This is a genomic window from Kocuria dechangensis (genome assembly GCF_014636775.1).
Taxonomy (GTDB): Bacteria; Actinomycetota; Actinomycetes; order Actinomycetales; family Micrococcaceae; genus Kocuria; species Kocuria dechangensis.
Map to the genome: position 1 here is coordinate 174,289 of NZ_BMEQ01000006.1, position 25,619 is coordinate 199,907.

The window sequence follows — 25,619 nt, forward strand, 5'->3', positions numbered from 1 at the left end:
CGGCGAAGGCGGCAGGGGACGGCTCAGACGCGCGTGCCCGCCTCCCGCTTGGCCCGCTGGATCTCCTCGTACACGTGCCCGCGCAGCTCCGTGAAGCGGGGCAGGCCGCGCGTGGTGAGCTGGTCCCGCTCGTCCGGCAGGTCGATCCGGAGGTCCTCCTGGACGACCGTCGGGGAGCTGGAGAGGATGATGACCCGCTCGCCCAGGTAGACCGACTCGTCGATGTCGTGGGTCACGAACAGGACGGTCACGCCCATGCGGTGCCACACGTCGCGGATGAGGTCCTCGAGGTCGGCGCGGGTCTGGGCGTCGACCGCCGCGAACGGCTCGTCCATGAGCAGGATCTTCGGCTGGTAGGCCACCGCGCGGGCGATCGCCACGCGCTGCTGCATGCCGCCGGAGAGCTGCCACGGGTACTTCTTGTCCGCGTGCGGCAGGTCGACGGCGGCGAGCGCCTCGTCCGCGAGCCGCTTGCGCTCGTTGCGGGGCAGCTTCGCGTTCTTGAGCGGCAGCTCGACGTTCTCCCGCACCGTCATCCAGGGGAACAGGCTGCGCCCGTACTCCTGGAACACGACGGCCATGTCCTTGGGCGGGCCGGTGACCCGCCGGCCCCCGAGCAGGACCTCGCCGGAGGTCGGCGCCATGAGCCCCGAGATGCACTTGAGCAGCGTCGTCTTGCCGGAGCCCGAGGGTCCCACGAGGCACGCGAGCTCGCCGCGCCGGAGGTCGAACGTCAGGTTCCGGACGGCCTCCACGTCCCCGTGCTCGCTCGAGTAGATCTTCTGCAGCCCCCGCACGGACAGCAGCACGTCCTTGTCCCTGTCCTTGTCCCTGTCCTTGGCCGCGCCCTCCGCCCCGGCCGCCGAGCGGTCGGTCGCGGGTCGGTCGGTCGCGGGTCGGTCGGCTCCGCCGTGGCCGCCCACGGCCGAGCTCCCAGTTTCAGCCTGCATTCTCCACCTCTTTCAGTCCCCGGTACCAGGCGAGGACCTTGCGTTCAACACGTTGGAAGACGAACGAGAGCACCACGCCGATCAGGCCCAGGACGGCGATGCCGCTCCACATCTCGGGAATGGCGAACGATCGCTGGAACTGCACGATGGTGAACCCCAGCCCCGAGGACGACGCGAACATCTCGGAGATCACCATCAGGATCAGGCCGATCGACAGGGCCTGCCGGATGCCGGCCATCATCTGCGGGCCCGCCGCGGGGATGACCAGGTGGACGAACCGCGACCACCCGTCGATCCCGTAGGACCGCGCCGTCTCGGTCATGACGGGGTCGACCGAGCGTACGCCCTCGATGGTGTTCAGCAGGACGGGCCACACGGACCCGAGGACGATGACCACGACCTTCATCTGGTCGTTGACGCCGATCAGCAGCATCAGCACGGGCACCAGCACCGGCGGCGGGATCGCGCGGAAGAACTCGAGCACGGGCTCGAGCAGCGAGCGCAGCCACCGGACGGAGCCGATCACGAGGCCCGCGACGACGCCCAGGAGGATCGACAGGACCAGGCCCGCCAGGAGCCGGCCGATGCTGGGCAGCACGTCGTCGAAGAACCGCTCCCCGAACCAGACGTCCGCGAAGGTCGTGACGAACTCGCCCGGCTCCGGGACGTAGAAGTTGGAGGAGACGAGGGTGTAGCCCCACCACAGCAGGATCAGCAGGACGGGCAGCCCGAGGGCGTAGCCCAGGTTCTTGACGAGTCTCATACCGCGACCTCTCCTCGGACGGACGAGTGCCAGGCCAGGGCCCGGCGCTCGAGCACGCGCATCGCCATGTTGATCAGCACCCCGAGCAGGCCCGTGGTGAGCACGAACGCGTACATCGCGGAGACCGCGCCGCCGGACTGGGCCAGGGCGATCTCCCGGCCCAGTCCGGGGCTGCCGATGACGAGCTGCGCCGTCACCGCCAGGATCAGCGCCACCGCGGCCCCCAGGCGCAGCCCGGTGATGACGTAGGGCAGCGCGGTGGGCCAGGTGACGTACCGGACCCGGGCGAACCGGCCGAGGCCGAAGCTCCGGGCGGTGTTCTGCGCCACGGTGTCCACGTCGGCGACCCCGTACAGGACCTGGATGAGGATCTGCCAGAAGGACGCGTAGACCACCAGCAGCAGCGTGGACTCCAGCTGCACGCCGAACAGCAGCACCGCCAGCGGGATCAGGGCCACCGACGGGATGGGCCGGAGGAACTCGATCGTGGTGTGGGTGGCCCGGCGCAGCACGGCGCTGGTGCCGATGACCAGGCCCAGGACGATCGCCGCGACCGCCGCGATGAGCAGGCCCAGGAACCAGGCCCGGACGGTCTGCCAGACCGCCAGCCAGAACCCGGCGGAGAGGAACTGGGCGCCGAGCTCGGCGAGCACCTCGCTGGCCGGCGGGAGGTACCTCGGGTCCACGAGCCCGGTCAGCGGCAGCACCTCCCACGTGGCCAGGAAGCCGAGGATGCCCAGCGCCCCGAGGGCCGCTGGCCCCCAGGACCGGCCTGCGCGCGTTGTTGCCATGTGGTGTCCTCTCCTTGCGTCCCCTGGTCGCGGCCGCGCTAGGGCAGCAGCGCGTCGAGGTCGGGGGCCTTCTCGAGGGTCCCGTACTTCACGGCGGCGTCGCCGAGCTTCTGCAGCGCCTCCCGGTCGAACTCGGTGCGGAACCGCGGGAGCGCCATCTTCTGCCGCATGTCCTCGTCGATCTGCGTGTAGGTGCCGACGATCTCGCGCACCGCGTCCGGGTTCTCGTTCGCGTACTCGAGGGACTTGTTCATGGCGTTCTGGAACTTCTGGACCATCTCGGCGTCCTGCTCGACCTTCTCGGCCGTGGTGAAGTACCCGGCGATGTCCAGCTCGGGGTCGAACTCCACGAAGTTGTAGGACACCACCCGGGCGCCGTCCTCCACGGTCTGGGTGAGGAACGGGTCGAGGATCCAGGCGGCGTCCACCTGGCCGCGGTCCAGCGCGGCGGGGGCGTCCGGGAAGCCGACCTCGACGAAGTCGATGGTCGACGGGTCGCCGCCGTCCTCCTCCACGACGCTGCGGATCGTGGTGTCGCCGATGTTGTTGAGGTTGTTCACCGACACGGTCTTGCCGGCCAGGTCCGCGGGGCTCTGGATGTCCGAGTCGGCGGGCACCACCACGGCGCCGAAGTCCTTCTCCGCGTTGCCCGAGGTGGTGGTGCCGTTGGTGACGTACTTCAGGTCCAGGCCCTGCCCCTGGGCCACCATGACCGAGAGGGTGTTGCCGAAGGCGAAGTCGAAGTCCCCGCTGACCACGCCGGGCACGGCGGCCGCGCCGCCGCTGGTGGTCTGGATCTCCAGGTTGAGCCCTTCCTCCTCGAAGAAGCCCTGCTCCTTGCCCAGCCAGATCGCGGCGGTGTCCACGATGGGGATGACGCCGACGGTGACGTCCTGCATCTCCCCGCCCTCGCCGCCCTGCTCACCGCCGCCGCACGCGGCCAGCGCCAGAACGGACCCTGCTACTCCCATTGCCATGAGCGGACGCCGCATCATGTCTCCCCTCTCGCGGTGCGTGGCCGAGGCGGTCGCCGGACGACGTCTGTGTGCGACCGGGAATTCTCGACTGTGACAGAGATCACTCTAGTGTGGAAGCATTCACGAACCAGTGAGTGTTGTCGATAGTCCGATAGATGACGTCTATGGGGCGCGGGGGAAGCAGGAGGGGCTCGTGGAGCTGGACCTCAATCTGATGCGCGTGTTCTGCACGGTGTACGAGCAGGGCAGCGTCACGGCGGCGGCCGCCCAGCTGCACCTGACCCAGCCGTCGGTGAGCCACGCGCTGAAGAACCTGCGCCGGCAGTGCAACGACCAGCTGTTCGTGCGGGACGGCCGGGGGCTGCGGCCAACGCCCTTCGCCGCCAGCATCTTCCCGCAGGTCAAGGCCGGGATCGCCCAGATCTCCGCCGCAGTGTCCTCCGGCGGGCTGTTCGACCCGGCGACCGCCCCGGACCGCTTCACCCTGGCCCTGACCGACCTCGGCGAGCTCGCGTTCCTGCCGCCGATCATGATGGCCCTGCGGCGGCTGGCCCCCGGCGTGGAGCTGACCGTCGTGCCCCTCGACGTCGAGCACGTGCCCGAGGACCTCCTGAGCAACCGGGTGGACGCCGCGATCTGCGCCCCGTACATCGGCGGGCCCGACGTGGTGCGGACCGTCATCGGCACGGACGACTACGTCGTGATCGCCGCCCGCGACCACCCCCGCGTCCGAGACGGGCTGACGCTCGAGCAGTTCGCGCAGGAGCCGCGCATCCGGCTCGCGTCGTCCATGGGCCACGACGTGGCGGAGGTCGCCGCCGAGCGGGCCGGCGCCCGGGGCCGGACCGCCCTGCGGCTGTCCCACTTCACCGGCCTGACCGCCGTCGTGGAGCGCACCGACTGCGTCGCGGTGCTGCCCCGCTTCCTCGCCGAGACCCTGGAGGAGACGGCCGGGATCCGGGTCTTCCCGCACCCCGTCGAGATGGCCACGATGCAGCTGGCCGTCTACGCCCGGGACCCGGACCACCAGCGCCCCGCCCAGCGGTGGTTCGCGCAGTTCCTCGTGGACACCCTCCGGGAGACGATGTCCCCGGACCCCTCCGCCCCGCTGCGGCCGGGCCCCCTGCATCGCCGCCGTCTATGAGCCGATAGAAAACATTCACTGGCCGGGCCCCCGGCCCGCTCCTAGCCTCTCGGTAGGCGGCACACCGGTGCCGATCCACGATTGGAGCACAGTGTGACGACCATCCGGAGCAGGACCCACCGCTGGATGCTGGAACGCGGGCTCGACACCGTGTTCGGCAACCCGGGCTCGAACGAGCTGCCGTTCCTGCAGGACATGCCGGAGGGCATCCGCTACGTGCTGGGCCTGCACGAGGGCGTCGTCGTGGGCATGGCCGACGGCTACGCCCAGGCCACGGGCCGGCCCACGCTGGTGAACCTGCACTCCGCCTCGGGCACGGGCAACGCCATGGGCGCGCTGACCAACGCCTGCAACTCGCACACCCCCCTCGTGGTCACGGCCGGCCAGCAGGTCCGCGCCACCGTCGGCCCCGAGCCCATGCTCGCCAACGTCTCCGCCCCGGCCCTGACCTCCCCGCTGACCAAGTGGGCGGGCGAGCCCCTGTGCGCCCAGGACGTGCCGCGGATGCTCGACCAGGCGCTGTGGGAGGCCACGACCGGGTCCCGCGGCCCCACCTACGTGTCGGTCCCCTACGACGACTGGGACCGCGAGTCGGCGGACAACGACGACTTCCTGCTCCCCCGCCGCGTGGTGGAGGGCCTGCGGCTGCCCCCGGAGCACCTCCGGGAGATCGCCGGCGGGCTGGGCTCCGCGCGGCGGCCGGGCCTCGTCCTCGGCTCCGAGGTCGACGCGGTCGGGGCGAACGCCGCCTGCCGCGAGCTCGCCGAGCTGCTCGGCGCCGACGTGTGGGTGGCGCCCTCCCCCTACCGCCTGCCGTTCCCCAACCGGCACCCGCTGTTCCGCGGCGTGCTCCCCGCATCGGAGCGGGGCGTGCGCGCGGCGCTGGACGGCAACGACGTGGTTCTGGTGCTCGGGGCACCGGTCTTCCGCTACCACCAGTACGAGCCGGACCGGTACCTGTCCGACGGCACCGCGCTGCTGCACGTCACGGAGGACCCCCAGGAGGCCGCCCGCGCGCCGTTCGGCATCTCCTTCGTGGCGGGCCTGACCGCGACCGCCCAGGCCCTCGTGGACGCCCTCGTCGAGCAGCGCGGCGGGACCCGCCCGGCCCCGCCTGCGACCTGGACCGTCCCGCCGACGGCGCCGGAGCCCGTGGACGGGGTCTTCCACCCCGGCGCGGTGTTCGAGGTGCTGCGGGGGACCGCTCCCGCGGAGACCGCCTACGTCGTGGAGTCGACCTCCACGAACGGGGACTTCTGGCGGCACATGGACCTGCGCGAGCCCGGCTCCTACTTCTGGCCGGCGTCCGGCGGCCTGGGCTTCGGGCTGCCCGCGGCGGTCGGCGTGAAGCTGGCGCGGCCGGACCGGCCCGTGGTCGCCGTGGTGGGCGACGGCTCGGCGAACTACGGCATCACCGCCCTGTGGACCGCCGCGCAGTACCGGGTCCCGGTCGTGTTCGTGATCCTCAAGAACGGGACCTACGGGGCGCTGCGCTGGTTCTCGGGGATGCTCGGCACCGGCGAGGTCCCCGGCCTGGACGTGCCCGGCATCGACTTCCTGAGCATCGCCCGCGGCTACGGCGTCCCCGCCGCCGCGGCCGGCACGGCCGAGGAGCTCGCGGAGCTCGTGCGGCAGGGCATCGCCGCCGACGGCCCCACGCTCGTCGAGGTGCGGACGGAGCTGACGACCCCCTGAGCGGGTCCCCGGGCGAGCCCCGGACCGGCCCCGGGCGGAGCGGGGCTCAGCCGCAGAGGACCGTGAACAGCCGCCCGTCCCCGGACAGCTCCACGGCGGTCGGCCCCCCGGTGTGGAGCAGGGAGTCCCCGCCCCCGAGCTCCCAGGTCCGCCCGGCGGCGCGCACCCGGACCCGGCCGGTGGCGGCGAGCAGCATCGCGGTGCCCCGCACCTCGAAGGGCACGGTCCGCCCGGGCGCGGCCTCGTGGGCCACCAGGGCCAGCCGCTCGTCCCACAGCGGATAGCGCCGGCTGCCGTCCGCGGCGGCCGGGGGGTCGAGGACCTCGGGCGGCGGCTGCTCCTCGGAGAGCACCCGCAGCACCTCGGGCACGTCCACGTGCTTGCCGGTCAGCCCGGCGCGCAGGACGTTGTCCGAGGAGCTCATCACCTCGACGGCCGCGCCCGAGAGGTAGGCGTGGAGCTGACCGGCGGGCGTGTGGACGGACTGGCCGGGGGCGAGCCGCAGGTGGTGCATGCACACCGCCACGAGCAGTCCCCGGTCCCCCGGGTGCCGGTCGGCGACGTAGCGGATCAGCCGGGCGACGGGGTCCTCCGCGCCGGCGGCGCGGGCGGCGGCGACGGTCGCCTCCACCGCCGCGGCGGCGTCGTCGTCGGGCAGGCCGAGCACGGCGGGCAGCACCGGTCCGCCGGCGGCGAGGGCCTCGCGGAGCCAGCCGAGGCGCAGCCGCTGCGCCACGGCGTCCAGCCGGCCGGCCGGCTGGACGCCCGTGAGCAGCTCCAGGTCGGTCAGCGCCACCACGGTCTCCGGCTTGGCGGAGCGGTCCTTGTAGTTGCGCCGGGGGTCGCCGAGCGGGATCCCGGCCCGCTCCTCCCGGGCGAACCCCTCGGCCGCCTGCTCCGGGGACGGGTGGACCTGGATGGACAGCGGGGCGTCGATCGCGAGGATCTTCATCAGGCACGGCAGCCCGTCGCCGGCCGCGGCGTCCCGCAGGAACCGGCCGGGCTCCTCCGCGAGCAGCTCGTCCAGCGGGCGCTCGCGCCCGTCGAGGTGGACGACCGAGGGCGCCGAGGGGTGCGCGCCCACCCACAGCTCGGCCTCCGGCTCGGGGCTGGGGACGGGCCGGCCCTGGATGCGCGCCAGCACCTCGCGTGAACCCCACGCGTAGTGCTGGATCGGATTGCGCATCCGGAGCATCTCTCCCATGCCTGACATCAAATCACAGCCCCGGAGGAAGGACCGGACCGCTGTGGCCTAAGATCACCCCTTGTGACTATCGATCTCTCAGCTTCGTTCAAGGCCTACGACGTCCGCGGCATCGTGGGCGAGACCATCACCGCCGAGACGGTGCGGGCCACGGGCGCCGCGTTCGTGGACGTCCTGGACCTGGCCGGCGGCACGGTGCTGGTGGGCGGCGACATGCGCCCCTCCTCCCCGGAGTTCGTGGACGCCTTCGCGGAGGGGGCGCTCCGCCGCGGGGCGGACGTCGTGAAGATCGGCCTGATCTCCACGGACGAGCTGTACTTCGCGTGCGGCACGCTCGACGCCGCCGGCGTCACCTTCACCGCCAGCCACAACCCCGCCGAGTACAACGGCATGAAGATGTCCAAGCCGGGGGCCGTGCCCGTCTCCTCCGAGACCGGGCTCTACGAGATCCGCGACCTCGCCCAGCGCTACCTCGACGACGGCGACGTCCCCGCCGCGCCGGCTCCCGGCGTCGTGACCGAGCGCGACGTGCTGGCCGACTACGCCGCGTACCTGCGCTCGCTCGTGGACCTGAGCGGGACCCGCCCCCTGAAGGTCGTGGTCGACGCCGGCAACGGCATGGCCGGGCTCACCACCCCCGCGGTGCTGGGCGACGCCGTCCTGGAGGCCCTGCCGCTGGAGATCGTGCCCCTGTACTTCGAGCTGGACGGCACGTTCCCCAACCATCCCGCCAACCCCCTGGAGCCGGAGAACCTCCGCGACCTGCAGGCCGCCGTGCGCGCGCACGGCGCGGACCTGGGCATCGCGTTCGACGGCGACGCCGACCGCTGCTTCGTGGTCGACGAGCAGGGCGGGACGGTCTCACCCTCGGCCGTCACCGCGCTCGTGGCCGAGCGGGAGATCGAGCGGGCCCGGGCGGAGGGCGTCGAGACCCCGGTGATCATCCACAACCTCATCACCTCGAAGGCCGTCCCGGAGCTCGTCACGGCCCGCGGCGGCCGCCCGGTCCGCACCCGGGTGGGGCACTCCTTCATCAAGGCCGTCATGGCCGAGGAGGGCGCCGTGTTCGGCGGGGAGCACTCGGCGCACTACTACTTCAAGGACTTCTTCAACGCGGACACCGGCATGCTCGCGGCGATGCACCTCCTGGCCGCCCTGGGCGAGCAGGACCGGCCGCTGAGCGCGCTGATGAAGCAGTACGACCCCTACGCCGCGTCCGGGGAGATCAACTCCACGGTCGAGGACAAGGCCGCCGCCGTGGCCCGCGTCGCGGAGGCCCTCGCCGGGCCCGACGTGACCGTCGAGGAGCTGGACGGCACCACGTTCGCCTCCGCCGCCGAGGGCTGGTGGTTCAACCTGCGGCCCTCCAACACCGAGCCGTTCCTGCGGCTCAACGTCGAGGCCAAGGACGCCGAGACCATGGAGCGGGTCCGGGACCGGGTGCTGGAGCTCGTGCGCGCCTGACGGGCGCACGCAGGAGGCCCCGCCGGACGGTCCGTCCGGCGGGGCCTTCCGCGCTGAAGGGCTCAGGCGACGAGGGCGTCCCGCGCCTCGTCGTGGAGCATCCACTGGTCGGGGCCCAGGATCTCGTAGCTGATGCTGCGCCCGGGCACGCCCTGGGCGATCACGGCCGAGCGCACCGCCTTCATGAACGGCAGCGGCCCGCACAGGTAGACCTCGGCGTCGGCGGGGACCGCCACGCCGGAGAGGTCCATGAAGCCGTCGTGGTCGCCCTCGCACGGGGTCTCCATCCAGGTCTCCAGCGTCGCGTTGGGCAGCTCCGCCACGAGCATCTCGTGCAGCTCGCGCAGCGCCCACTCCTCCGCGGAGCGGTCGGCGTGCAGCACGATCACGCGCCGCGTCGACTCCTGGCGCACGAGCCGGTCGAGGAACGCGACCATCGGGGTGACGCCGATGCCGGCCGAGGCCAGCACGAGCGGCCCCTCCCCCTCCGCCAGGACCACGTCGCCGTAGGGGTTGGAGACCTGCAGGACGTCGCCCACCCGGACGTCGTGGTGCAGCACGGGGGTGACCTCGCCCCGCTCGTCGAGGCGTACCGCGAAGCGGCGGGTGCCGTCCGGGCCGGGGACGAGGGTGAACTGCCGCGGCTGCTCCACGCCGTCGGGCATCCGGACCTGGACGGTCACGTACTGGCCCGCCACGGCCGGGGTCAGGGGCGTGCCGTCGGCGGGTTCCAGGGTGATCGCGGTCGTGGTGGTCCCGGTCCGCTCCTTGGCGGCCACCCGGAACGGGGCGAACGCCACGGCGTTGGCCTGCCCGGTGTAGAGGCCCTTCTCGATCTTGATGAGGGCGTCGGCCATCAGCCAGTACACCTCGTCCCAGGCGGCCACGACCTCGGGGGTCGCGGCGTCGCCGAGGTCCCGGGCGATGGCGCCGAACAGGTGCTCGTGCACGATCGGGTAGTGCTCGGGCAGGACGCCCAGCGAGGCGTGCTTGTGCGCGACGCGGGAGAGCAGCTCGTCCGGGTACCCGTCCGGGTGGGTCAGCAGGTGGGAGGCGAACATCGCGATGGAGCCGGCCAGCGCCTGCGCCTGGGTGCCGTTCTTCTGGTTGGAGCGGCTGAACATGCCGTCCAGCAGGTCGGGGCGCGCCTCGAACATGGACCGGTAGAACTCCGGGGTGATGAACGGGATGCGCTCGGCGACGACGCCGATGGTCTGCTCGATGACGGGACGGGACTGGTCGGACAGCACTGTTGCCTCCTGGGGTGTCGGTCGATGACATCCCAAAACTAGCATCTGAAATACTTTATTAAGGAATCCGTGCCGGCGCGCCCGCGGCGGAGCTGCCGGGCGGCTCCGGTGGGCGCAGCCCGATCGCCACCATGACCGGCCCGGCCTGCCGGGGACTGATCAGCTCGCGCACGCGCACGTCGTCGAGCTCGCGGAAGAAGGCCTCGCGCGCGTCGGCGAGGGCACGGCGCAGCCGGCACCCCCGGTCCAGCGGGCACTGGCCGTCCGGGGACTCGCACTCGACCATCGCGGAGCCCGCCTCGAGCTCGCGCAGCAGCCCGCCCACGGAGGCGTCCAGGCCGGCCGGGGTGATCGACACCCCGCCGGTGCGGCCGCGGCTGGAGGCGAGCAGGCCCAGCCCGCTCAGCCGGCCCACCGTCTTGGTGACGTGGTGGTACGGCGCCCCCACGCCCTCGGCGATCGCACGCGTGGTCAGCTTCTCGCCCCCGGGGGCGGCCCCGGTCAGCAGCAGGACGCGCAGGGCGATGTCGGAGAAGGCGGTCAGCCGCACGGGCTCGTCCTCGTCGCGCTCATGGCGGCTCCTTCCGGGTTCGGCGGACCCCCGCGGCCGGGCACGGGAGACCCGCCCATTCTCCCACGCAGGGCCGCGCACACGACGAGGGGCCCCCGTGCGGGGACCCCTCGTGCGGTGCGTCACGCGCCCGGTGCTGCCTCCGGGCGGGCCGCTCAGGCCTCGTTCAGGCGCTGCTCCAGTCCGGCGCGCTGCTCCAGCAGGACGTCGGGCACGCCGCCGAGCCGGTGGAACCACTCGTCGATGCTGGGCAGTTCGGCCTTCCACTCCTGGACGTCGACCTTCAGGGCCGCCTCGAGCTCCTGCTCGCTGATCTCCAGGCCGGTGAGGTCGAGCTCGTCCTCGGTGGGGACGATGCCGATCGGGGTCTCCTCGCCGCCGGCCTTGCCCTCCAGCCGCTCGACGATCCACTTCACCACGCGGATGTTCTCGCCGAAGCCCGGCCACGCGAACCCGCCGGAGGGGGTGCGGCGGAACCAGTTGACGTAGAAGATCTTCGGCATGTTCTCCTCGCCGACCCGCGCGCCCGTCTCGATCCAGTGCTCGAGGTAGTCGTTGGCGTTGTAGCCGATGAAGGGGAGCATGGCCATGGGGTCGCGGCGGACGACGCCGACGGCGCCCTTCGCCGCGGCCGTGGTCTCGGAGGAGAGCGTGGCGCCCTGGAACACGCCGTGCTCCCAGCCGAAGGACTGGGAGACCAGCGGGATCGTGGTCTTGCGCCGGCCGCCGAAGATGATCGCGGACAGCGGCACGCCCTGCGGGTCGTCGTACTCGGGCGCGAGGGTGTCGACCTGCTTGATGGGGGTGCAGAAGCGCGAGTTGGGGTGCGCGGCGGGACGGCCCGAGCCCGGGGTCCAGTCCTTGCCCTTCCAGTCGGTCAGGTGCTCCGGGGTCTCGTCGGTCATGCCCTCCCACCAGACGCCGCCGTCGTCCGTGAGCGCCACGTTGGTGAAGATGGTGTTGCCCTTGGCGATCGCGTGCATCGCGTTGGGGTTGGTCGGCCAGCCGGTGCCGGGCGCCACGCCGAACAGCCCGGCCTCCGGGTTGATCACGCGGGCCTGGCCCTCCTTGTCGAAGCGGATCCAGGAGATGTCGTCGCCGACCATCTCGGTCTTCCAGCCGTCCAGGGTGGACTCGAGCATGGCGAAGTTGGTCTTGCCGCACGCGGAGGGGAAGGCGGCGGAGATGAACTTGCTCTCGCCCTGGGGGTCGGTCACCTTGAGGATGAGCATGTGCTCGGCCAGCCAGCCCTCGTCGTGGGCGATGGCGGAGGCGATGCGCAGGGCGTAGCACTTCTTGCCGAGCAGGGCGTTGCCGCCGTAGCCGGAGCCGAAGGACCAGATGGCCCGGTCCTCGGGGAACTGCACGATGTACTTGGCGGGGTTGCAGGGCCAGGGCACGTCCTCCTGGCCCGGCTCCAGCGGGGCGCCCAGCGAGTGCAGGCACTCGACGAAGAACGCGTTCTGCCGGGTCATCTGCTCGAGCACGGGGGTGCCGATGGTCGCCATGATCCGCATCGAGCAGACCACGTAGGCGGAGTCGGTGATCTCCACGCCGTAGCTGGGCCGGGGGGCGTCCAGGTGGCCCATGACGAAGGGGATGACGTACATGGTGCGCCCGTGCATCGAGCCCTTGAACTTCTTGCGCAGCGTCCCCTTCATCACCTCCGGGTCCTCCCAGTTGTTGGTGGGACCCGCGCTCTTCTCGGTCTTGGTGCAGATGAAGGTGCGCTCCTCGACGCGGGCGACGTCGTCCGGGTCCGAGAACGCCGCGAAGGAGTTGGGGAACTTGTCCTCGGCGAGACGCACGAACGTGCCTGCCTCCACGAGCTCGTCGGTGAGCCGGGTCCACTCGTCCTCCGAGCCGTCGACCCAGTGGATGCGGTCCGGCTCGGTCAGCTCGACCATCTCCCGCACCCACTCGAGGAGGTGCGCGTGGGTGGTCGGCGCGTTCTCCAGCGCGCCCTTCACAGCCTCGTTCAGCCCGGTGGTCTCCGTCGTTGCAGTGGGGTTGTCAGCCATTGACATGTCTCCTCGTTGAGGCCGTCCGCCGGCCGCCCACACCTTCGCCGTCGTGCGCTTCGTCGAGCACGTGGCCCGGGTATCCGGGCCCACAGCGAGCGGCGTGGAGGTGGGCGGCCGGTCGCTACTGTGATGTGGAGCCCATCCTATCGTTCTGACCGACCGCGCCCCAGCAGGGTTACGCCACGGTCACGGTGTCGCCTCCGGTTCCCGCTGATTTTGCAAAGCCGCCACCTGTGGGTAAGGTTGTACCCGGCTTGAACGGCGGTGACGCCGGGACGCCGATGCGCCTGTAGCTCAACGGATAGAGCATCTGACTACGGATCAGAAGGTTGGGGGTTCGAATCCCTTCGGGCGCACCACACAAGAAGCCCCCCCACCAGCGGAGACGCCGGTGGGGGGGCTTCTTCGTGCCCGGACGCCGCCCTCCGGGGAGCCGCGAGGGCGGTCGTCACGGCCCCACGTCACGGCCTCATATCGCGAACTCACGCCACGGCCCCACGTCACGGCCTCACCCGGGAGCCTCGGCCCGGAGCAGCGGGTCCAGCCGGTAGAGGAAGGCGGCCATGGCGTCCCGGGCGACCGGCCGCCACGGGCGGTAGGTCCGGGTGCCGTCCGGCTCGGTCCAGCCGGTGGCGATGCCGCTCTCCTCCAGCCACGCCATCTCCTTGTAGAACTGCTGGGTGGTGCTGACGTCCGCGAAGGGCGAGACCGCCGGCGGTGTGTAGTCCGGCGAGCCCGCCACGCGGTAGAAGAACGCGGCCATGGCGTCCCGGGCGACCGGCTGCTCCGGGCGGTAGGTCCGGGTGCCGTCCGGCTCGGTCCAGCCGGTGGCGTAGCCGTACTGCTCCATCGAGAGGATGTCCCGGTAGAACACCGGCGTGGTCCTGGCAGACACGTCGGCGAACGGGGAGACCGCCGGCAGCGTGATGGGGTCGACCTGCCTCACCCGCTCCGCGTGCCGGTTGAGGAAGGCGGCCATGACGTCCCGGGTGACCGGCCGCAGCGGACGGTAGGTGCCGTCGGCCCACCCGACGGAGATGGCGCTCTCCTGCAGCCACGCGATCTCCGCGTAGAACCGGTCGGTGGTGCTCACGTCCCGGAAGGGCGAGACCGCGGGCGGCGTCCAGGCGGGACCCGCCGGGACCGGGTCCGCGGAGGCCGCCGGCCGGGGCGCGGCGTCCGTCCCGGCGGCGACGGCCCCGGAGAATCCGGAGAGGGCGACGGCGAGCGCCGCGGGCGCGGCGATCAGCGCCTGTCCGACAGTGGTGCGCACGGTGTCCTCGTTCCCCCCGGAAGAGCTCAGCGGATGAGCAGAGTGCCAGCTTAGGCACACCGTTCCGCCCCGCGGGGATCCTGGCACGGGGCCTCTTTCGTGGACAGCGGTGCCCCCGCGCCGCGGCCGGTGCTTCCCCGTCAGGCGCCGCCCGCGAGGGCGCGGACGTCGCCGCCCGCCCGGCCCACGGCCCCGCGGGTCACCGCGCGGTCGAACCCGGGCAGGGCGGCCAGGCGCAGGGCCAGGCGCCGGGCGCTGCGCCGGGCGCGCGTGGCCGGGAGGAACCACGCCGCGCCGCCGCGGGCCACGCGCTGCTTCTCCGCCACGACGGGCCGCCACGCCGCCTCCCAGCCGGCGAGCGCCGTCTCCACCGCCCCGTCCGCCGTCCCGCCCTCCGTCGCACGGGCGAGCCGTTCGGCGAGGAGCCACGCCCCGGCAATCCCGACCGAGGCACCCTGCCCGCCGAGCAGGGACACGGCCTGGGAAGCGTCGCCGAGGAGCACGACCCGCCCCGTGCTCCACCGGGGCATCTCGATCTGCGCGACCCGATCGTAGTAGATCTGCGCCGGCTCCGGGCACGCGGCCAGCGCGCGGGGCACGATCCAGCCGAGGGATCCGTGGACCTCCCGCAGCGCCGCCCGGGGGTCGGCGGGCAGGGCCGGGTCCCGGGTGCGGTGCACGGCGACGGCCGCCACGCGCCCGTCCCGCAGCCCGTAGAAGCCCATGTTCCGGTCGATGCTGTCCGTGAGGCAGAAGCGGTTCCCCAGCTGCCGGTGCGCCTCAGGGTCCTCGAAGAGGAAGGCCGCGGCGTGGTGGCCCAGGAAGCGGTGGAACCGCTCGTCGGGCCCGAACAGGGAGCGACGGACGGCCGAGCGGATCCCGTCGGCGCCGATGACGAGCTCGGCCTCGAGGCGCCCGCCGTCCTCGAGCAGCACGTCCGCCCCGCCGGGACGCCCCTCGACGGCGGCCACGGTCCGGCCGTAGCACAGCTCGGCCACGGGAGCGGCGTGCTCGCGCAGCACGCGTTCGAGGTCGGGGCGCATCACGCTGGCCAGGCGGCCGCCGAGGGCGTGCGCGAACCGGGCGACCGGCAGCCCCGCCCGCTCCCGGCCGCGGTCGTCGACCCAGCTGAGCCGGTCGACGGCGTAGCCGGCCTCCCGGACGGCGGGGAGCACCCCCATGGCCTCGGCGGCGTCCCAGCCCGGGCCGAAGAAGTCCAGCATGTAGCCCTGCTCCCGGGGGCGGGGAGCCCGCTCCAGGACGACGACCTCCCAGCCGCGCCGCCCCAGGCACCCGGCCGCGGCCAGTCCCGCGATGCCCGCGCCGCAGACCACCGCGCGCACGCCGGGCCCCTCAGTACCTGTCGCCGACGGCCTCGACGCCGTCCAGCACAGCCAGGTCCTCGGCCGTGAGGCGCAGCTCCGCGGCGGCGGCGTCCTCGCGCACGTGGACGGGATCGGACGTGCCGGGGATCGGCAGCATGTGCTCCCCCCGGGCCGCGGCCCAGGCGATCGCGACCTCCGCGAGGGAGACCCCGTGCCGGCGGGCGACCTCCCGGATCGGCCCGAGCACCCGCTGCTCGTTGGCTGCCATGGCCTCGGGCGTGAACCGGGGGTTGCGGGACCGGAAGTCGGAGGCCGAGAACGTGCGGCCGGCCAGCGCGCCCGCCAGATAGCCGCGGCCCAGGGGCGAGAAGGGCACGAACACCGCGCCGTGCCCGGCGCACCACGAGATCACGTCCCCGGAGGGCTCCCCGTCGGACGTGGGGCCCGAGCCGTCCGGGTTGCGGGTCCACAGCGAGTACTCCGACTGCACCGCGGCGACCGGGTGGATCGCGTGCGCCCGCTCCGCCTGAGCGGTGCTGACCTCGGACAGGCCCAGGTGGCGGACCTTCCCGGCGGTCACCAGCTCCGCCATCGCGCCCCAGGTGTCCTCGAGGGGCACGTCGGGGTCCACGCGGTGGAGGTAGTAGAGGTCGACGGCGTCGGTGCGCAGCCGCCGCAGGCTGTCGTCGATCGACCGCCGCACCTCCTCCGGGCGCCCGCAGCGCTCGGTCCGGGGCGGTTCGAGGGACGCGGCGCGCAGACCGGTCTTGGAGCAGAGGAACACCTCGTCGCGGCGGCCGCCCAGCGCGGCGCCCACGAGCTCCTCGTTCGCCCCGCCGCCGTAGAGGACGGCCGTGTCCACGAAGGTCATGCCGAGGTCCACCGCGAGGTGGAGCACCTCGTGCTTCTGCCGCTCGGTCAGCCCCTGCCGGTCGTAGACCCAGCTCAGGCCCATGGCCCCGAAACCCACCGCGCCCACGCGGTCCCCGGACGGGGTGAACGTCACCTGTCGCATCCTCGCTCCTCCTCGGTCGTGCCCTGACGGTCCCGCCGCAGGCGCACCGGCGGTGTCCTCAGCGGTCCCGCGCGGCGGACCGCGGCACGCAGAAGTCCACCAGGCGGGCGTCGGCCCCGTCCAGCTCCGCCCAGGGACCGGGAACGTCGAAGACCGCGAGCGCCGAGGTGGGGCAGCCGTCCGCGAGGGCCATCACGGCGTCGTAGTCGGAGTCGGGGGTGGCCAGGCGCAGGCCGGCGTCGCGCAGGCCGGGCAGGTGGCCGATGACCAGCAGGGACCCGACGGTCTCGGGCACGTGGTTGAGCACCGCGAGGATCCGGGCGTCGTCGGCCTGGTACAGCGCCTGCTCCAGCTTGGCCGTGGGCGCGAGGTCGCCGAGCTCGCTGCACACCCACGTGCAGGTCTGCCGGGCGCGCAGGGCGCTCGAGCACAGGATCATGTCCGGGACGGGGCCGCGCCCCAGGAGCCTCCGTCCCGCCTCGGCGGCGTCCGCCGCGCCGCTCCGGTGCAGCGGGCGGTCGTGGTCGGCCACGCCCCAGGGGTGCTCGGCCTCCGCGTGGCGCATGAGGACCAGCTTCTTCACGTCGTGGCGGATCATCGCTCCATGGTGCCACGTGGTCCCGGGACACGGGCCGGCCCCGTCCCCCGCGCGGAGGCGGGAACCGGGGCCGGAGCAGGTCGGGAGAGGATCAGATGGAGTACTCGGGGGCCGCCCAGACGACGACCTCGGGGTGCTCGTAGAAGCGGTAGCCCTGGCCGCGGACGGTGCGCACGGTGTTGGCGAGCCGGCCGAGCTTGGAGCGCAGCCGCCGGATGTGGACGTCGATGGTCCGCTCGTTGGGCACCTCCTCCGCGTCCCGCCAGAGGCTGTGCAGCAGCTCGTAGCGGCCCACGGTGCGGGTGCCGTTCTCCACGAGGTAGTTCAGGAGCTCGAACTCCTTGAAGGTGAGGTTCAGCAGCGCCCCGTCGAGGAACACCTCCCGCCGGGAGAGGTCGATGAGCACCCCGGTGGACTGGCTGGTCTTGGTCTCGGCGGCCGGGGCCGGGGCCGCCGGGGCCGCCGGACGCACGCTCCCGGTCGTGGGGTCGCCCAGGGCGTTGCGCACGACCTCGAGGTCGGTGCCGGCGGTGTTGGCCGGCGCGAGCGCAACGGCCGCGTAGGAGTCGGCCTCGGGCACGAGCTGCTGGGCGTAGGCCCGGATGCTCTGCACCATCTTGACGAGGGACGTGCCGTTCGCCGCGGCCGTCTCCTCGTTGAGCCCCACGTAGATGACGAAGCCGCGCGCCTCGTTCTCCTGGGCCGGCGGGCGGGGCGCGGTCTCGCGCTGCAGGCGCGTGGGCAGCGGCGGCTCGCCCGGCGTGGTCGGCAGGCCGCCGACGGCGCTACGCAGGCTGCGGTAGTCGGCAGGCGCAGGCGAGGCCTGCTCCGGGCTCCCACCGGGCCGGCGGGTCCCGCGGACCTCTCCCGCACGGGTGCGCTGGGAGATATGAACGTATCCAGGCGTGCTTGCCATCTTGCAGTCCCTCGTCTCTGCGTCGAACGTTGGGCAGACTTGTCGCCCACCTGATGCCGGTCCGCCCCTCCGAGCGGTCCGACCACCACCAGCCCACGGATCCGCCGTTCCGTGGCCCCCTGAACTCCTCCGGCTTGCTGAGAAATCCCTGATAGTGGCGTTGGCAACATCGTCCCCCACCCCGGGGGGAACACGCAAGTAATATTTTCGTCACCATCTCACCATGTGAGATACCAAGGGTTCTGACGGTGCTTGTCCCCCAAAATAAACGCCCTTCACCCAGCACCCTTGGCATGCCGGCCCTGCTGTGAGGCGGAAATACAGGGTGTTTGGTCGGTAAAGGTGGCTGTTCACCTCTAATACACATGGCATTCGCCATGTCAAGGGACCCATTTCGGGGGACACCGCGTCTCAGCATGTGGACATTTGTCCGCGCAAAGCACGAGGACCCGCCGACCAGGTCGGCGGGTCCTCGGAGCGGAAGAAGGGGTGGGAGGGGCAGGTCGGCCGTCAGTCCACCACGCCGTAGAGCCGGTCGCCGGCGTCCCCCAGTCCGGGGACGATGTAGGACTTCTCGTTGAGCCGCTCGTCCCGCGCGGCCAGGACAATGCTGACCTCCGAGTCGCCCAGTTCCTCCTCGAGCGCGGCGAGCCCCTCGGGAGCCGCGAGGAGGCAGATGCAGGTGATCTGCTCGGCGCCCCGCCGGTAGAGGAACTTGATGGCCTCCCGCAGGGTTCCGCCCGTGGCGAGCATCGGGTCGAGCACGAAGACCTGGCGGCCGGTCAGGTCGTCCGGCAGCCGCTCGGCGTAGGTGATGATGTCGAGGGTGTCCTCGTTGCGGGCCATCCCCAGGAACCCGACCTCGGCGGTGGGGACCAGGCGGGTCATGCCCTCGAGCATGCCCAGGCCGGCGCGCAGGATCGGCACGACGAGGGGGCGCGGCTTGGACAGCCCCACGCCCGTGGTGCGCGTCACCGGAGTCTCGATCTCCACCGGCTCCACGCGCACCTGCCGCGTGGCCTCGTACGCGAGGAGCGTCACGAGCTCCTCCACGAGCAGGCGGAACACCGGGGACGTGGTGTCCTTGTCCCGCAGGACGGTCAGTTTGTGCGCCACCAGAGGGTGGTCGAGAACGGTCACTCGCATGCACCAAAATTACCACCGGGCCTGTGGGCGCCCTCCCGGGCCCCGGCAGCCCCCCAGCCCCTCCCCGCACCCGACCCCACTCGTCCAGGAGAGAACCCGCATGGCACTGCCCCCGCGCACCCGCCCACAGGCCCGGGCGGAGGAGTGGATGCGCCTGGCCCTCGACGAGGCCAGGGCGGCCCTGACCACCGGGGACGTGCCCATCGGCGCCGTCGTCGTCGGCCCCGACGGCACGGTGGTGGGCCGGGGGCGCAACCGCCGCGAGGCCGACGGCGACCCCACCGCCCACGCCGAGATCCTGGCCCTGCGCGACGCCGCCCGGACGCTGGGGTCGTGGCGCCTGGACGGCTGCACGCTCGTGGTGACCCTCGAGCCCTGCGCCATGTGCGCGGGCGGGATCGTCCTGGCCCGCGTGCCGAGGGTGGTGCTCGGGGCGTGGGACGAGAAGGCCGGCGCCGCGGGGTCGGTGTTCGACGTCCTGCGGGAGCGGCGGCTCAATCACTGGGTCGAGGTGACCGGCGGCGTGCTGGCCGACGAGTGCTCCCGGCTGCTCCTCGACTTCTTCTCCGCCCACCGGCGCGGCGCGGCGGAAGCCCCGGGGGACGACGACGGCCCGGCCGGCCCTGCTCCCGGCGGCACCGCGGATTTTGGCGGTTGAGCCGGCCAGCCGGTAGAGTTCTGCGAGCTGGTGACGTGTCCGAGCGGCCGAAGGTGCATCACTCGAAATGATGTTTGGTGTAAGAGCCAACGAGGGTTCAAATCCCTCCGTCACCGCCAGTCCGGAAGGCCCCGGCTCCACGAGGAGCCGGGGCCTTCCTCATCCCCCGATGACGACCGTCGGCAGGCCCGGGCCCGGTGCGATGGGGCTCCCGTGGAGCGTCAGGTCGCCCAGCCGTGCGGCGGGGAACCCCCCGATGAGCACCGTGGCGCTGCCCGTGGCGATGCCGTTGGGCGCCGGGGAGACACAGACGATCCCGCCCGGGAGTCCGTTGGCCACGGCGGCCGGCATGCCGCCGATCAGCACGGTCGGGACGGCCGCGACCGGGGTGATCGGTCCCCCGACGTGCGGCTTCGGACCGTCGCTGAGGGGACAGAGGGCGGTGTCCCCGGCGCGCAGGGCGGGTCCTGTGGGCATGATTCGCTCTCCGTGCTGTTGGGAGGATGGCCGAGAGAGGGGCCCGGCGTCGGGCAGACGCTCACTCGAACTCGCCGTCGATGACCAGTGATTCCGAGCACACGGTGCCGGCTGCCGGAGAATCGCACGTCAGCGTGATCCGCAGTTTCTCGCCCACCTCCATGCGGACCGGCCTGATCGGGATGAAACCGGCCTCTCCGGTCGCCTCTGCACCGGGCGTGGCGCCGCTGTCCTCCGACACGAGATCCGCCACCGGGAACAGATCGGTCAGCTGTGCTTCGTCGATCAAGACCTCGGAGGGACCACCCGTCGGATCCACGAGCTCCACCGTCAGAGTTCCTTCGTCCCCCGGAGTGACTACCGGCACCATGCTCGTGACCTCGAACGGACCGGTCGCCTGCTCCGCGGGCCACTCCACAGGAACGTCGTCGGGCGGCGCCGACAAGGGGATCTCGTCAGGAAGGCCAGGGATCGGGGCTTCCGCCACGGTGAGGGTGATGGTGGATCCCTGAGGTGCAGACTGACCGGCGTCGACGCTCTGGTCGACGACCTGCCCGGGCTCCACTCCCGCCTGCGTGGTGGGCTCGACCTCGTGGGAGAGCCGGACCTCGTCCGCCTCGAGCGCGGCGATCGCCTGATCGAGGCTCAGGCCTTCGAGCTGCGGCACGGTCACCTGGCCCGTGGACACGATGAGCTGCACCTCCGACCCGCTCTCTACGGCGCTCCCACCGGCCGGCTCGGTGGCAGTCACATGGTCCTGGGGCACGGAAGAGCTGTTCTCCGAGCGGGTCGACCCGACGACGAGTCCGGCGGACTCGAGGGCCTGCCGTACGTCAGCCTCGGGACGGCCCACGAGGCCGTCCGGGACCACGGCATCAGCGGGGGGCGTGGTGGCGGCCGAGGTCGCCCCGTCGGTGGGCTGCGTGCTCGTCGAGGGAGCCGAGGGCGTCGGACCGGGTCCTGTGGACACGCGCAGGGCAACGGTGGAGCCCTTCTCCACCGTCGTGCCGGCCGCTGGCTCGGTGCCCACCACGTGGTCCTTGGCCACCTCGTCGTCGGAGACGTCCACCCGCCGGGGCACGAGCTCCGCCCCGCGCAGCTCCGCCTCGGCGGCGGATACCTCCTGCCCCGCCAGGGGAGGAATCTGGACGGGATCCTGAGGTCTGGGCCACAGGAGGTACGCGGTTGTCAGCACCGCAAGAAGTGCCAGCGCGAGCAGGGCCTTGGGGAGCCAGGCCGGCAGGACCGGCTCCTGGTACTGGGTCCCCGCGAGGGCTACCTCCGGTCCCTCCTCCGGCCTCACCATGACGGTGAAGGGGTACGCGGTCGGCGCCCCCCGCCAGAGCCGCTCCGCCGGCTCCGCGCGGAGCTCGGAGGTCCAGGTCGTGCCCGGCTCGACGGTCCGCCTCGACTCCCCCAGGGTGAGCCCCAGCTCGTCGGAGGCGCTCTTCCCCACGAGCGCGACGGCCACGGGGGCGTTGCCGCGGTTGGTCACGGAGACCCGGTACTGCTCCGCCCCCGTGCCCCTCGCCGTCTGGGGCGCCAGCTCGGCCACCGTGTCGTGGAAGGGCAGGACCTCGATCACGCCTTCGGGGACCGTGGCGTTCTCAGCGCGCTTGGCCGGCAGGATGTGGATCCCGTACGGGTTTTCGCCCGCGGGCACGGCGGAGGAACGCGGAGGCTTGAAGGCCACGACGGCGGTGGCGCTCTGTCCGGGGTACACCGTGACCCCGGGCGGATCGACGCGCGCCCACTCCGCGGGATCGCCGACCACCTGGAAGGAGTACTCCTCCACGATGTCCGAGTCGTTGCGCACAGACAGGGTGGCGGTCCCCTCCCTGCCGGCCTCGAGCACCGAACGGAGCGGGTCCAGGGCGGCTGTCGTGCTCATCAGGTCCTCCCACCGGGACGTCTCGACGCCGGCCGGGGAGCCTGGCGCACCGTGGTCCTCAGGACGAGCGTATGGCGGCGCCCCGGGCCCCGGGCCGGTCCACGGCCGGGTTTGCAGGCATACCCTCTGCCCGAAGAGGCATGGGCCGGTGCCCGCCAGGATGACCGCAGGGGCGGCGGCCTCGGGAGCTCACCCCTCCGAGGGGATGAGATCGCCCTGCAGCACGGCCTTCACCTCGCACAGGTCCGACGGCGAGGTGGCTTCTCCCCCGTCGAGTCCCGTGCACTCGAGCTCCAGCACCATCTCCTGCTCCGGAGACAGGAGGACACCGGGGTAGGCATAGGCCTGTCCCCCGAATCCTTCCACCGTCCCGTAGTACACCGTCTCCCCGTCCCTCTTCAGGCTCCACCGGCCGGTGTCCCCCTCGGAGCCGCTCAGGACGATGGTGGTGATGTTGAACGCGTCGTCCTCGTCGCCGCGCGTGAAGACAGCGCTCTCCCGGCCGCCCACGTTCGCCGTGACGGCGAGCTCCACCGTCGGCGGCGCCCCTTCCACCGTCCCTGCCCCCTCCACGGCATGGTCCTCAGGGGGCACGACCTGGTCCTCAGGAGGCCAGGCCCGGCATGCGGCACGGTCACCACCGGCCACGAGGTCCGCGAGGCACCGTTGGACGTAGACCGTGGCATCGGCGGGGAACTCCCGGGCCGCGGAACCGAACCGCTGGACCGCGAGCACCGCCAGGGCGGCCAGCAGAGCAAGCAGCATGGCGATGACCGCCGCCTTCAGCGATCGCCGCGGCAGCACCGCTTCTTGGTGGTGGGTGCCCGCGAGGACCGTGCTGGGACCCCGGTCCGGTTCCACCGAGACCGTGAAGGGGTGCGCCGTCCCCGTGCCGCGCCAGATGCTCTCCCGGGGACGGACGGCGAGATCCGCGAACTGCACGGTGCCGGGCACGACCCGCAGTCCGGACGGCCGCAGGTGCAGGTGCAGCCGTGCCTCCGGGTCCTTCGCGACGAGCCGCACGTCCACCGGGGCGTTGCCGCGGTTGTCCACGGCCAGTCGGTGCCGGCCGCCGCGCCTGCCTCTGGATTCCTGGGGCACGAGTTCGGCGACGGTGTCGAAGAAGGGCCGGACCTCGACCACGCCCTCCGCGACGACGGGGTCGACGGAGCTTCGACCGGGCAGGACCTGAACTCCGGAGGGGACGGACCCGGCCGAGACCTCCGAGGACCTCGGCACGTGGAAGCCGACCCTGACCGTGGCGACGTCGCCGGGGTCCACGGACACCGTCGCCGGCTCGACCGTCGCCCAGGGAGCGAGGGGCCCCACCACCCGGAAGCGGTACTCGTCCACGATCGCGCCGTCGTTGCGCACCGTCAGCGGCACTGTCACGGCCCCGCCTGCCTCGACGCTCCGCCCGGTCGCCTCCAGGGTCGCCGTGGGGCTCATGGGTCCTCCTCGAGGATGCGCGCGCCGCTGGACCGACGACGTCTGATCCCTGCACGTCGCAGATTATGTCGATGCGTGACCTCGAGACTGCGGCAACCGGCCGCTCTTGCGGGCACATCCGCTGCCCGTTGAGTCCTTGTGGAGTGCGCGGTGAGTGCCCGGGTCTACCGTCGTGCCACACCATCGGGCCGATAAGTGTCGCCGATCTCCGGTACGCCGAGCTGAGGAGCAGTCATGGAACCGATCACCGTTCACGTCCACGCGTGGGACCCCATCTCCGCCGCCGGGGTGGTCAGCGAGCTCAGGCCCCGCCCGGAGGTCCGCGTGGTGGGCGGCCAGGACGCGGACCGCGCCGCCGTCGTCGTGGTCGTGGCCGACTCCGTCGACGAGGAGGCGCTGAAGCTGCTGCGCATGGTGCAGCGCCAGGGCACGGCCCGCTCCGTGCTCGTGGCGGGACGCCTCGAGGAGGGCGACCTGGTGAAGGTCGTGGAGACCGGGGTGGTGGGCATCGCCCGCCGGTGCGAGGCCACCCCGGACCGGCTCGTGACCGTCATCACCGCGGCTGCCTCGGGGGAGGGCTGCGTGCCCCCGGACCTGCTGGGACGGCTGCTCGAGCAGGTCGGCCGACTGCAGCGCCACGTCCTGGGCCCGCGCGGGATCATGTTCACCGGTCTGGCGCCGCGGGAGGTCGACGTCCTGCGCCTGCTGGCCGAGGGCCTGGACACCGCCGAGATCGCACGCCGGCTCGCGTACTCGGAGCGGACCGTGAAGAACGTGGTGCACGACGTCACCACACGCCTGCAGCTGCGCAACCGCTCCCACGCCGTCGCCTACGCCCTGCGTGAGGGCTTGATCTGAGCCTGCCCGTGGAGGCGCCGGCCCAGAGGGATCCGGGACGGGATCATGAATCCCCTCCCCAGTACCCCGAAGGGCAACGAGATCTGCCCCGGAGAGTGGAGCCTTTCTCTTCGCGGCGACGGGGCCGGGCTTCTAGCGTGAGGAGCTGTCACGCCGGCTGCCGGCGGTCCCCTGCCTGACCTGTCGCGGTCGTGGGAAATCGGGTGATGTCATGGTTCGGTTCGCGGTCCGCCGCGTCCCCCGGAGCGCTCCGCGCCGCCGCCTCGCGACGTCCGTGGCGGCCCTCGTGGTCACGATGCTCCTGGCCCTGAGCTCGTGCGCCGCCCTGGCCGCAGCGCAGTCCGGTCCTGCTCGGGACGACCGGCAGGGGGAGGCCACGGTGGTGGGGTGGAGCCTGTTCCACGCCGCTGCGCACCAGTGGCAGGTGATGTTCGCGCTCACGAAGCTGGGCCCTCCCTGGTCGCACCCCATCTCGCTGGTGGAGCAGCTCCGCCCAGGGGCGAAGGCGCCTCGATACCAGGGGGAGCTGCCCGTCAACACGCTCATCGCTCCGGCCACTCCCACTGCGGTGGGACCCGGAGGCGAGTACGGGTGGCGGAGGGCCCCCGACCTCGGCACCGAGGAGCTCCACAACGGGGCGGACATCGGGGCCGCGCACGGCAGTGAGGTCGTCGCCGCCATGGAGGGCGTGGTGCGGGCCGTGTTCTGGGACGTCTGGGGGGGCAACCGTGTGGAGGTGGCCCACGCCGGAGACATGGTGAGCACCTACAACCACCTCGACACCGTGCTCGTGGAGCAGGGCGAGAAGCTCGAGGCCTCCCAGCAGCTCGGCACCGTGGGCCGGACGGGTTCGCGGGTCACGGGTCCGCACCTGCACTTCGAGACGTGGGTCGGCGGCGCGACCGTGGACCCGCAGTCGTTCGACTGGGTCGTGGGGGACCGCATCATCCGCGCCCCGCACGACCATGCCCGGAACCCACCGACCATTCCCCGCAACGGCCCCGGCGACAATTCGTCCATCGACCCCTCCCAGCACTGTCCGTACGAGAGCTCGGACCCGAAGCGCTGCCACCCTCCGGACAAGGTGCCGGCGCCGCCGGCGGGGCCGGAGTGGCCGGCGTGGCCGGATCCGAGCTCGGAGGAGTGCCTCTCGACCGCGCCCGGGATCTTCGACTGCGTG

22 protein-coding genes, 2 tRNA genes and 1 pseudogene are annotated in these 25,619 nt (G+C 72.5%); 8 read left to right on the forward strand and 17 right to left on the reverse strand.

Translation table 11 applies throughout. The features are described 5' to 3' along the window. Positions 1–23 precede the first annotated feature (23 nt). Genes IEW07_RS08230 through IEW07_RS08245 form a run of 4 tightly spaced genes read right to left on the reverse strand, consistent with a single transcriptional unit; the run spans position 24 to position 3,496 of the window. Positions 24–950 (reverse strand): ABC transporter ATP-binding protein, encoded by a 927-nt coding sequence (locus IEW07_RS08230; RefSeq protein WP_229741649.1) that lies wholly within the window; start codon positions 948–950, stop codon positions 24–26. After that, the gene (locus IEW07_RS08235) at positions 940–1,713 is read right to left on the reverse strand and encodes an ABC transporter permease (protein ID WP_188536104.1); all 774 of its coding nucleotides are present in this window, start codon (positions 1,711–1,713) and stop codon (positions 940–942) included. Before IEW07_RS08235 ends, IEW07_RS08230 begins: the two co-directional genes overlap by 11 nt. Next, complete coding sequence (locus tag IEW07_RS08240; RefSeq protein ID WP_188536106.1) at positions 1,710–2,504, reverse strand: ABC transporter permease; 795 nt, start codon at positions 2,502–2,504, stop codon at positions 1,710–1,712. The genes IEW07_RS08235 and IEW07_RS08240 overlap by 4 nt, the downstream gene beginning before the upstream one ends. Before the next feature lie 38 nt (positions 2,505–2,542). Further along, entirely contained in the window at positions 2,543–3,496 is a 954-nt protein-coding gene (locus IEW07_RS08245) for an ABC transporter substrate-binding protein (protein WP_188536172.1), read from the reverse strand. A gap of 178 nt (positions 3,497–3,674) precedes the next feature. Between IEW07_RS08245 and IEW07_RS08250 the strand changes: the two genes are divergently transcribed. After that, the gene (locus tag IEW07_RS08250; protein ID WP_188536108.1) at positions 3,675–4,625 is read left to right on the forward strand and encodes a LysR family transcriptional regulator; all 951 of its coding nucleotides are present in this window, start codon (positions 3,675–3,677) and stop codon (positions 4,623–4,625) included. Positions 4,626–4,718: 93 nt separating this feature from the next. Further along, the gene (gene mdlC, locus IEW07_RS08255; protein WP_188536110.1) at positions 4,719–6,320 is read left to right on the forward strand and encodes a benzoylformate decarboxylase; all 1,602 of its coding nucleotides are present in this window, start codon (positions 4,719–4,721) and stop codon (positions 6,318–6,320) included. Positions 6,321–6,366: 46 nt separating this feature from the next. Here the strand turns inward: mdlC and manA are convergent, their stop codons facing one another. Then, positions 6,367–7,524: a mannose-6-phosphate isomerase, class I gene (gene manA, locus IEW07_RS08260; RefSeq protein ID WP_188536112.1), complete on the reverse strand. Its 1,158-nt coding sequence runs from the start codon at positions 7,522–7,524 to the stop codon at positions 6,367–6,369. A 63-nt stretch (positions 7,525–7,587) separates the two neighbouring features. Between manA and IEW07_RS08265 the strand changes: the two genes are divergently transcribed. Beyond that, positions 7,588–8,988 (forward strand): phosphomannomutase/phosphoglucomutase, encoded by a 1,401-nt coding sequence (locus IEW07_RS08265; RefSeq protein ID WP_188536114.1) that lies wholly within the window; start codon positions 7,588–7,590, stop codon positions 8,986–8,988. Positions 8,989–9,050: 62 nt separating this feature from the next. Here IEW07_RS08265 and IEW07_RS08270 read toward each other — a convergent pair whose 3' ends face one another. The 3 genes from IEW07_RS08270 to IEW07_RS08280 all read right to left on the reverse strand — a co-directional run bounded on the left by IEW07_RS08270 (position 9,051) and on the right by IEW07_RS08280 (position 12,830). Then, entirely contained in the window at positions 9,051–10,238 is a 1,188-nt protein-coding gene (locus IEW07_RS08270; RefSeq protein WP_188536116.1) for a globin domain-containing protein, read from the reverse strand. 58 nt (positions 10,239–10,296) lie between these two features. Further along, positions 10,297–10,788: an RrF2 family transcriptional regulator gene (locus tag IEW07_RS08275; protein WP_188536118.1), complete on the reverse strand. Its 492-nt coding sequence runs from the start codon at positions 10,786–10,788 to the stop codon at positions 10,297–10,299. 176 nt (positions 10,789–10,964) lie between these two features. Next, positions 10,965–12,830, reverse strand: coding sequence for a phosphoenolpyruvate carboxykinase (GTP) (locus tag IEW07_RS08280; protein WP_188536120.1), 1,866 nt, complete (start codon positions 12,828–12,830; stop codon positions 10,965–10,967). A 286-nt stretch (positions 12,831–13,116) separates the two neighbouring features. On the opposite strand from IEW07_RS08280, the gene IEW07_RS08285 reads away from it, so the two are divergent. Then, a tRNA-Arg gene (locus tag IEW07_RS08285) sits at positions 13,117–13,192 on the forward strand. Positions 13,193–13,341: 149 nt separating this feature from the next. Here IEW07_RS08285 and IEW07_RS08290 read toward each other — a convergent pair. The 6 genes and pseudogenes from IEW07_RS08290 to upp form a co-directional block, all read right to left on the reverse strand. Next, positions 13,342–13,962, reverse strand: a pseudogene (locus tag IEW07_RS08290) (S-layer homology domain-containing protein); the annotation flags it as partial. Positions 13,963–14,246: 284 nt separating this feature from the next. Further along, on the reverse strand, positions 14,247–15,449 hold the full coding sequence (locus IEW07_RS08295) for an FAD-dependent monooxygenase (protein ID WP_188536122.1): 1,203 nt from the start codon (positions 15,447–15,449) through the stop codon (positions 14,247–14,249). A gap of 10 nt (positions 15,450–15,459) precedes the next feature. Next, a complete protein-coding gene (locus IEW07_RS08300) occupies positions 15,460–16,446 on the reverse strand; it encodes an aldo/keto reductase (RefSeq protein WP_188536124.1) in 987 nt (328 codons plus the stop codon). A gap of 58 nt (positions 16,447–16,504) precedes the next feature. Further along, positions 16,505–17,044, reverse strand: coding sequence for a SixA phosphatase family protein (locus tag IEW07_RS08305; RefSeq protein ID WP_188536126.1), 540 nt, complete (start codon positions 17,042–17,044; stop codon positions 16,505–16,507). A 91-nt stretch (positions 17,045–17,135) separates the two neighbouring features. Beyond that, positions 17,136–17,960 carry a winged helix-turn-helix domain-containing protein gene (locus IEW07_RS08310; RefSeq protein WP_188536128.1) on the reverse strand — a complete coding sequence of 275 codons (825 nt, stop codon included), beginning with the start codon at positions 17,958–17,960 and terminating at the stop codon, positions 17,136–17,138. A 510-nt stretch (positions 17,961–18,470) separates the two neighbouring features. Next, positions 18,471–19,106 (reverse strand): uracil phosphoribosyltransferase, encoded by a 636-nt coding sequence (gene upp / locus IEW07_RS08315; protein WP_188536130.1) that lies wholly within the window; start codon positions 19,104–19,106, stop codon positions 18,471–18,473. A gap of 100 nt (positions 19,107–19,206) precedes the next feature. Here upp and tadA point away from each other — a divergent pair, with 100 nt between their 5' ends. Then, positions 19,207–19,764 carry a tRNA adenosine(34) deaminase TadA gene (gene tadA, locus IEW07_RS08320; RefSeq protein ID WP_229741652.1) on the forward strand — a complete coding sequence of 186 codons (558 nt, stop codon included), beginning with the start codon at positions 19,207–19,209 and terminating at the stop codon, positions 19,762–19,764. Between the two features lie 29 nt (positions 19,765–19,793). Further along, positions 19,794–19,883: transfer RNA gene (locus IEW07_RS08325), tRNA-Ser, on the forward strand. Between the two features lie 40 nt (positions 19,884–19,923). Here IEW07_RS08325 and IEW07_RS08330 read toward each other — a convergent pair. The 3 genes from IEW07_RS08330 to IEW07_RS08340 form a co-directional block, all read right to left on the reverse strand. After that, on the reverse strand, positions 19,924–20,241 hold the full coding sequence (locus IEW07_RS08330; protein WP_188536132.1) for a PAAR domain-containing protein: 318 nt from the start codon (positions 20,239–20,241) through the stop codon (positions 19,924–19,926). A 61-nt stretch (positions 20,242–20,302) separates the two neighbouring features. Beyond that, positions 20,303–22,132 carry a PASTA domain-containing protein gene (locus IEW07_RS08335; protein WP_229741653.1) on the reverse strand — a complete coding sequence of 610 codons (1,830 nt, stop codon included), beginning with the start codon at positions 22,130–22,132 and terminating at the stop codon, positions 20,303–20,305. Positions 22,133–22,321: 189 nt separating this feature from the next. Then, positions 22,322–23,581, reverse strand: a complete 1,260-nt coding sequence (locus IEW07_RS08340; protein ID WP_188536134.1) for a COG1470 family protein — start codon at positions 23,579–23,581, stop codon at positions 22,322–22,324. 234 nt (positions 23,582–23,815) lie between these two features. On the opposite strand from IEW07_RS08340, the gene IEW07_RS08345 reads away from it, so the two are divergent. Then, positions 23,816–24,439, forward strand: coding sequence for a response regulator transcription factor (locus IEW07_RS08345; protein ID WP_188536136.1), 624 nt, complete (start codon positions 23,816–23,818; stop codon positions 24,437–24,439). A 211-nt stretch (positions 24,440–24,650) separates the two neighbouring features. Next, positions 24,651–25,619 (forward strand): M23 family metallopeptidase (locus IEW07_RS08350; RefSeq protein ID WP_229741654.1); only part of this gene is annotated, 969 nt, incomplete at its 3' end.

Excerpts from the sequence above, each read along its gene's own strand:
- IEW07_RS08305 (WP_188536126.1), bottom strand. The coding sequence starts at position 17,044 with ATGATCCGCCACGACGTGAAGAAGCTGGTCCTCATGCGCCACGCGGAG.
- upp (WP_188536130.1), bottom strand. The coding sequence starts at position 19,106 with ATGCGAGTGACCGTTCTCGACCACCCTCTGGTGGCGCACAAACTGACC.
- IEW07_RS08280 (WP_188536120.1), bottom strand. The coding sequence starts at position 12,830 with ATGGCTGACAACCCCACTGCAACGACGGAGACCACCGGGCTGAACGAG.
- IEW07_RS08335 (WP_229741653.1), bottom strand. The coding sequence starts at position 22,132 with ATGAGCACGACAGCCGCCCTGGACCCGCTCCGTTCGGTGCTCGAGGCC.
- IEW07_RS08245 (WP_188536172.1), bottom strand. The coding sequence starts at position 3,496 with ATGCGGCGTCCGCTCATGGCAATGGGAGTAGCAGGGTCCGTTCTGGCG.
- tadA (WP_229741652.1), top strand. The coding sequence starts at position 19,207 with ATGGCACTGCCCCCGCGCACCCGCCCACAGGCCCGGGCGGAGGAGTGG.
- manA (WP_188536112.1), bottom strand. The coding sequence starts at position 7,524 with ATGGGAGAGATGCTCCGGATGCGCAATCCGATCCAGCACTACGCGTGG.
- IEW07_RS08310 (WP_188536128.1), bottom strand. The coding sequence starts at position 17,960 with ATGGCAAGCACGCCTGGATACGTTCATATCTCCCAGCGCACCCGTGCG.
- IEW07_RS08230 (WP_229741649.1), bottom strand. The coding sequence starts at position 950 with ATGCAGGCTGAAACTGGGAGCTCGGCCGTGGGCGGCCACGGCGGAGCC.
- IEW07_RS08345 (WP_188536136.1), top strand. The coding sequence starts at position 23,816 with ATGGAACCGATCACCGTTCACGTCCACGCGTGGGACCCCATCTCCGCC.
- IEW07_RS08235 (WP_188536104.1), bottom strand. The coding sequence starts at position 1,713 with ATGAGACTCGTCAAGAACCTGGGCTACGCCCTCGGGCTGCCCGTCCTG.
- IEW07_RS08240 (WP_188536106.1), bottom strand. The coding sequence starts at position 2,504 with ATGGCAACAACGCGCGCAGGCCGGTCCTGGGGGCCAGCGGCCCTCGGG.
- IEW07_RS08340 (WP_188536134.1), bottom strand. The coding sequence starts at position 23,581 with ATGAGCCCCACGGCGACCCTGGAGGCGACCGGGCGGAGCGTCGAGGCA.
- IEW07_RS08300 (WP_188536124.1), bottom strand. The coding sequence starts at position 16,446 with ATGCGACAGGTGACGTTCACCCCGTCCGGGGACCGCGTGGGCGCGGTG.
- IEW07_RS08330 (WP_188536132.1), bottom strand. The coding sequence starts at position 20,241 with ATGCCCACAGGACCCGCCCTGCGCGCCGGGGACACCGCCCTCTGTCCC.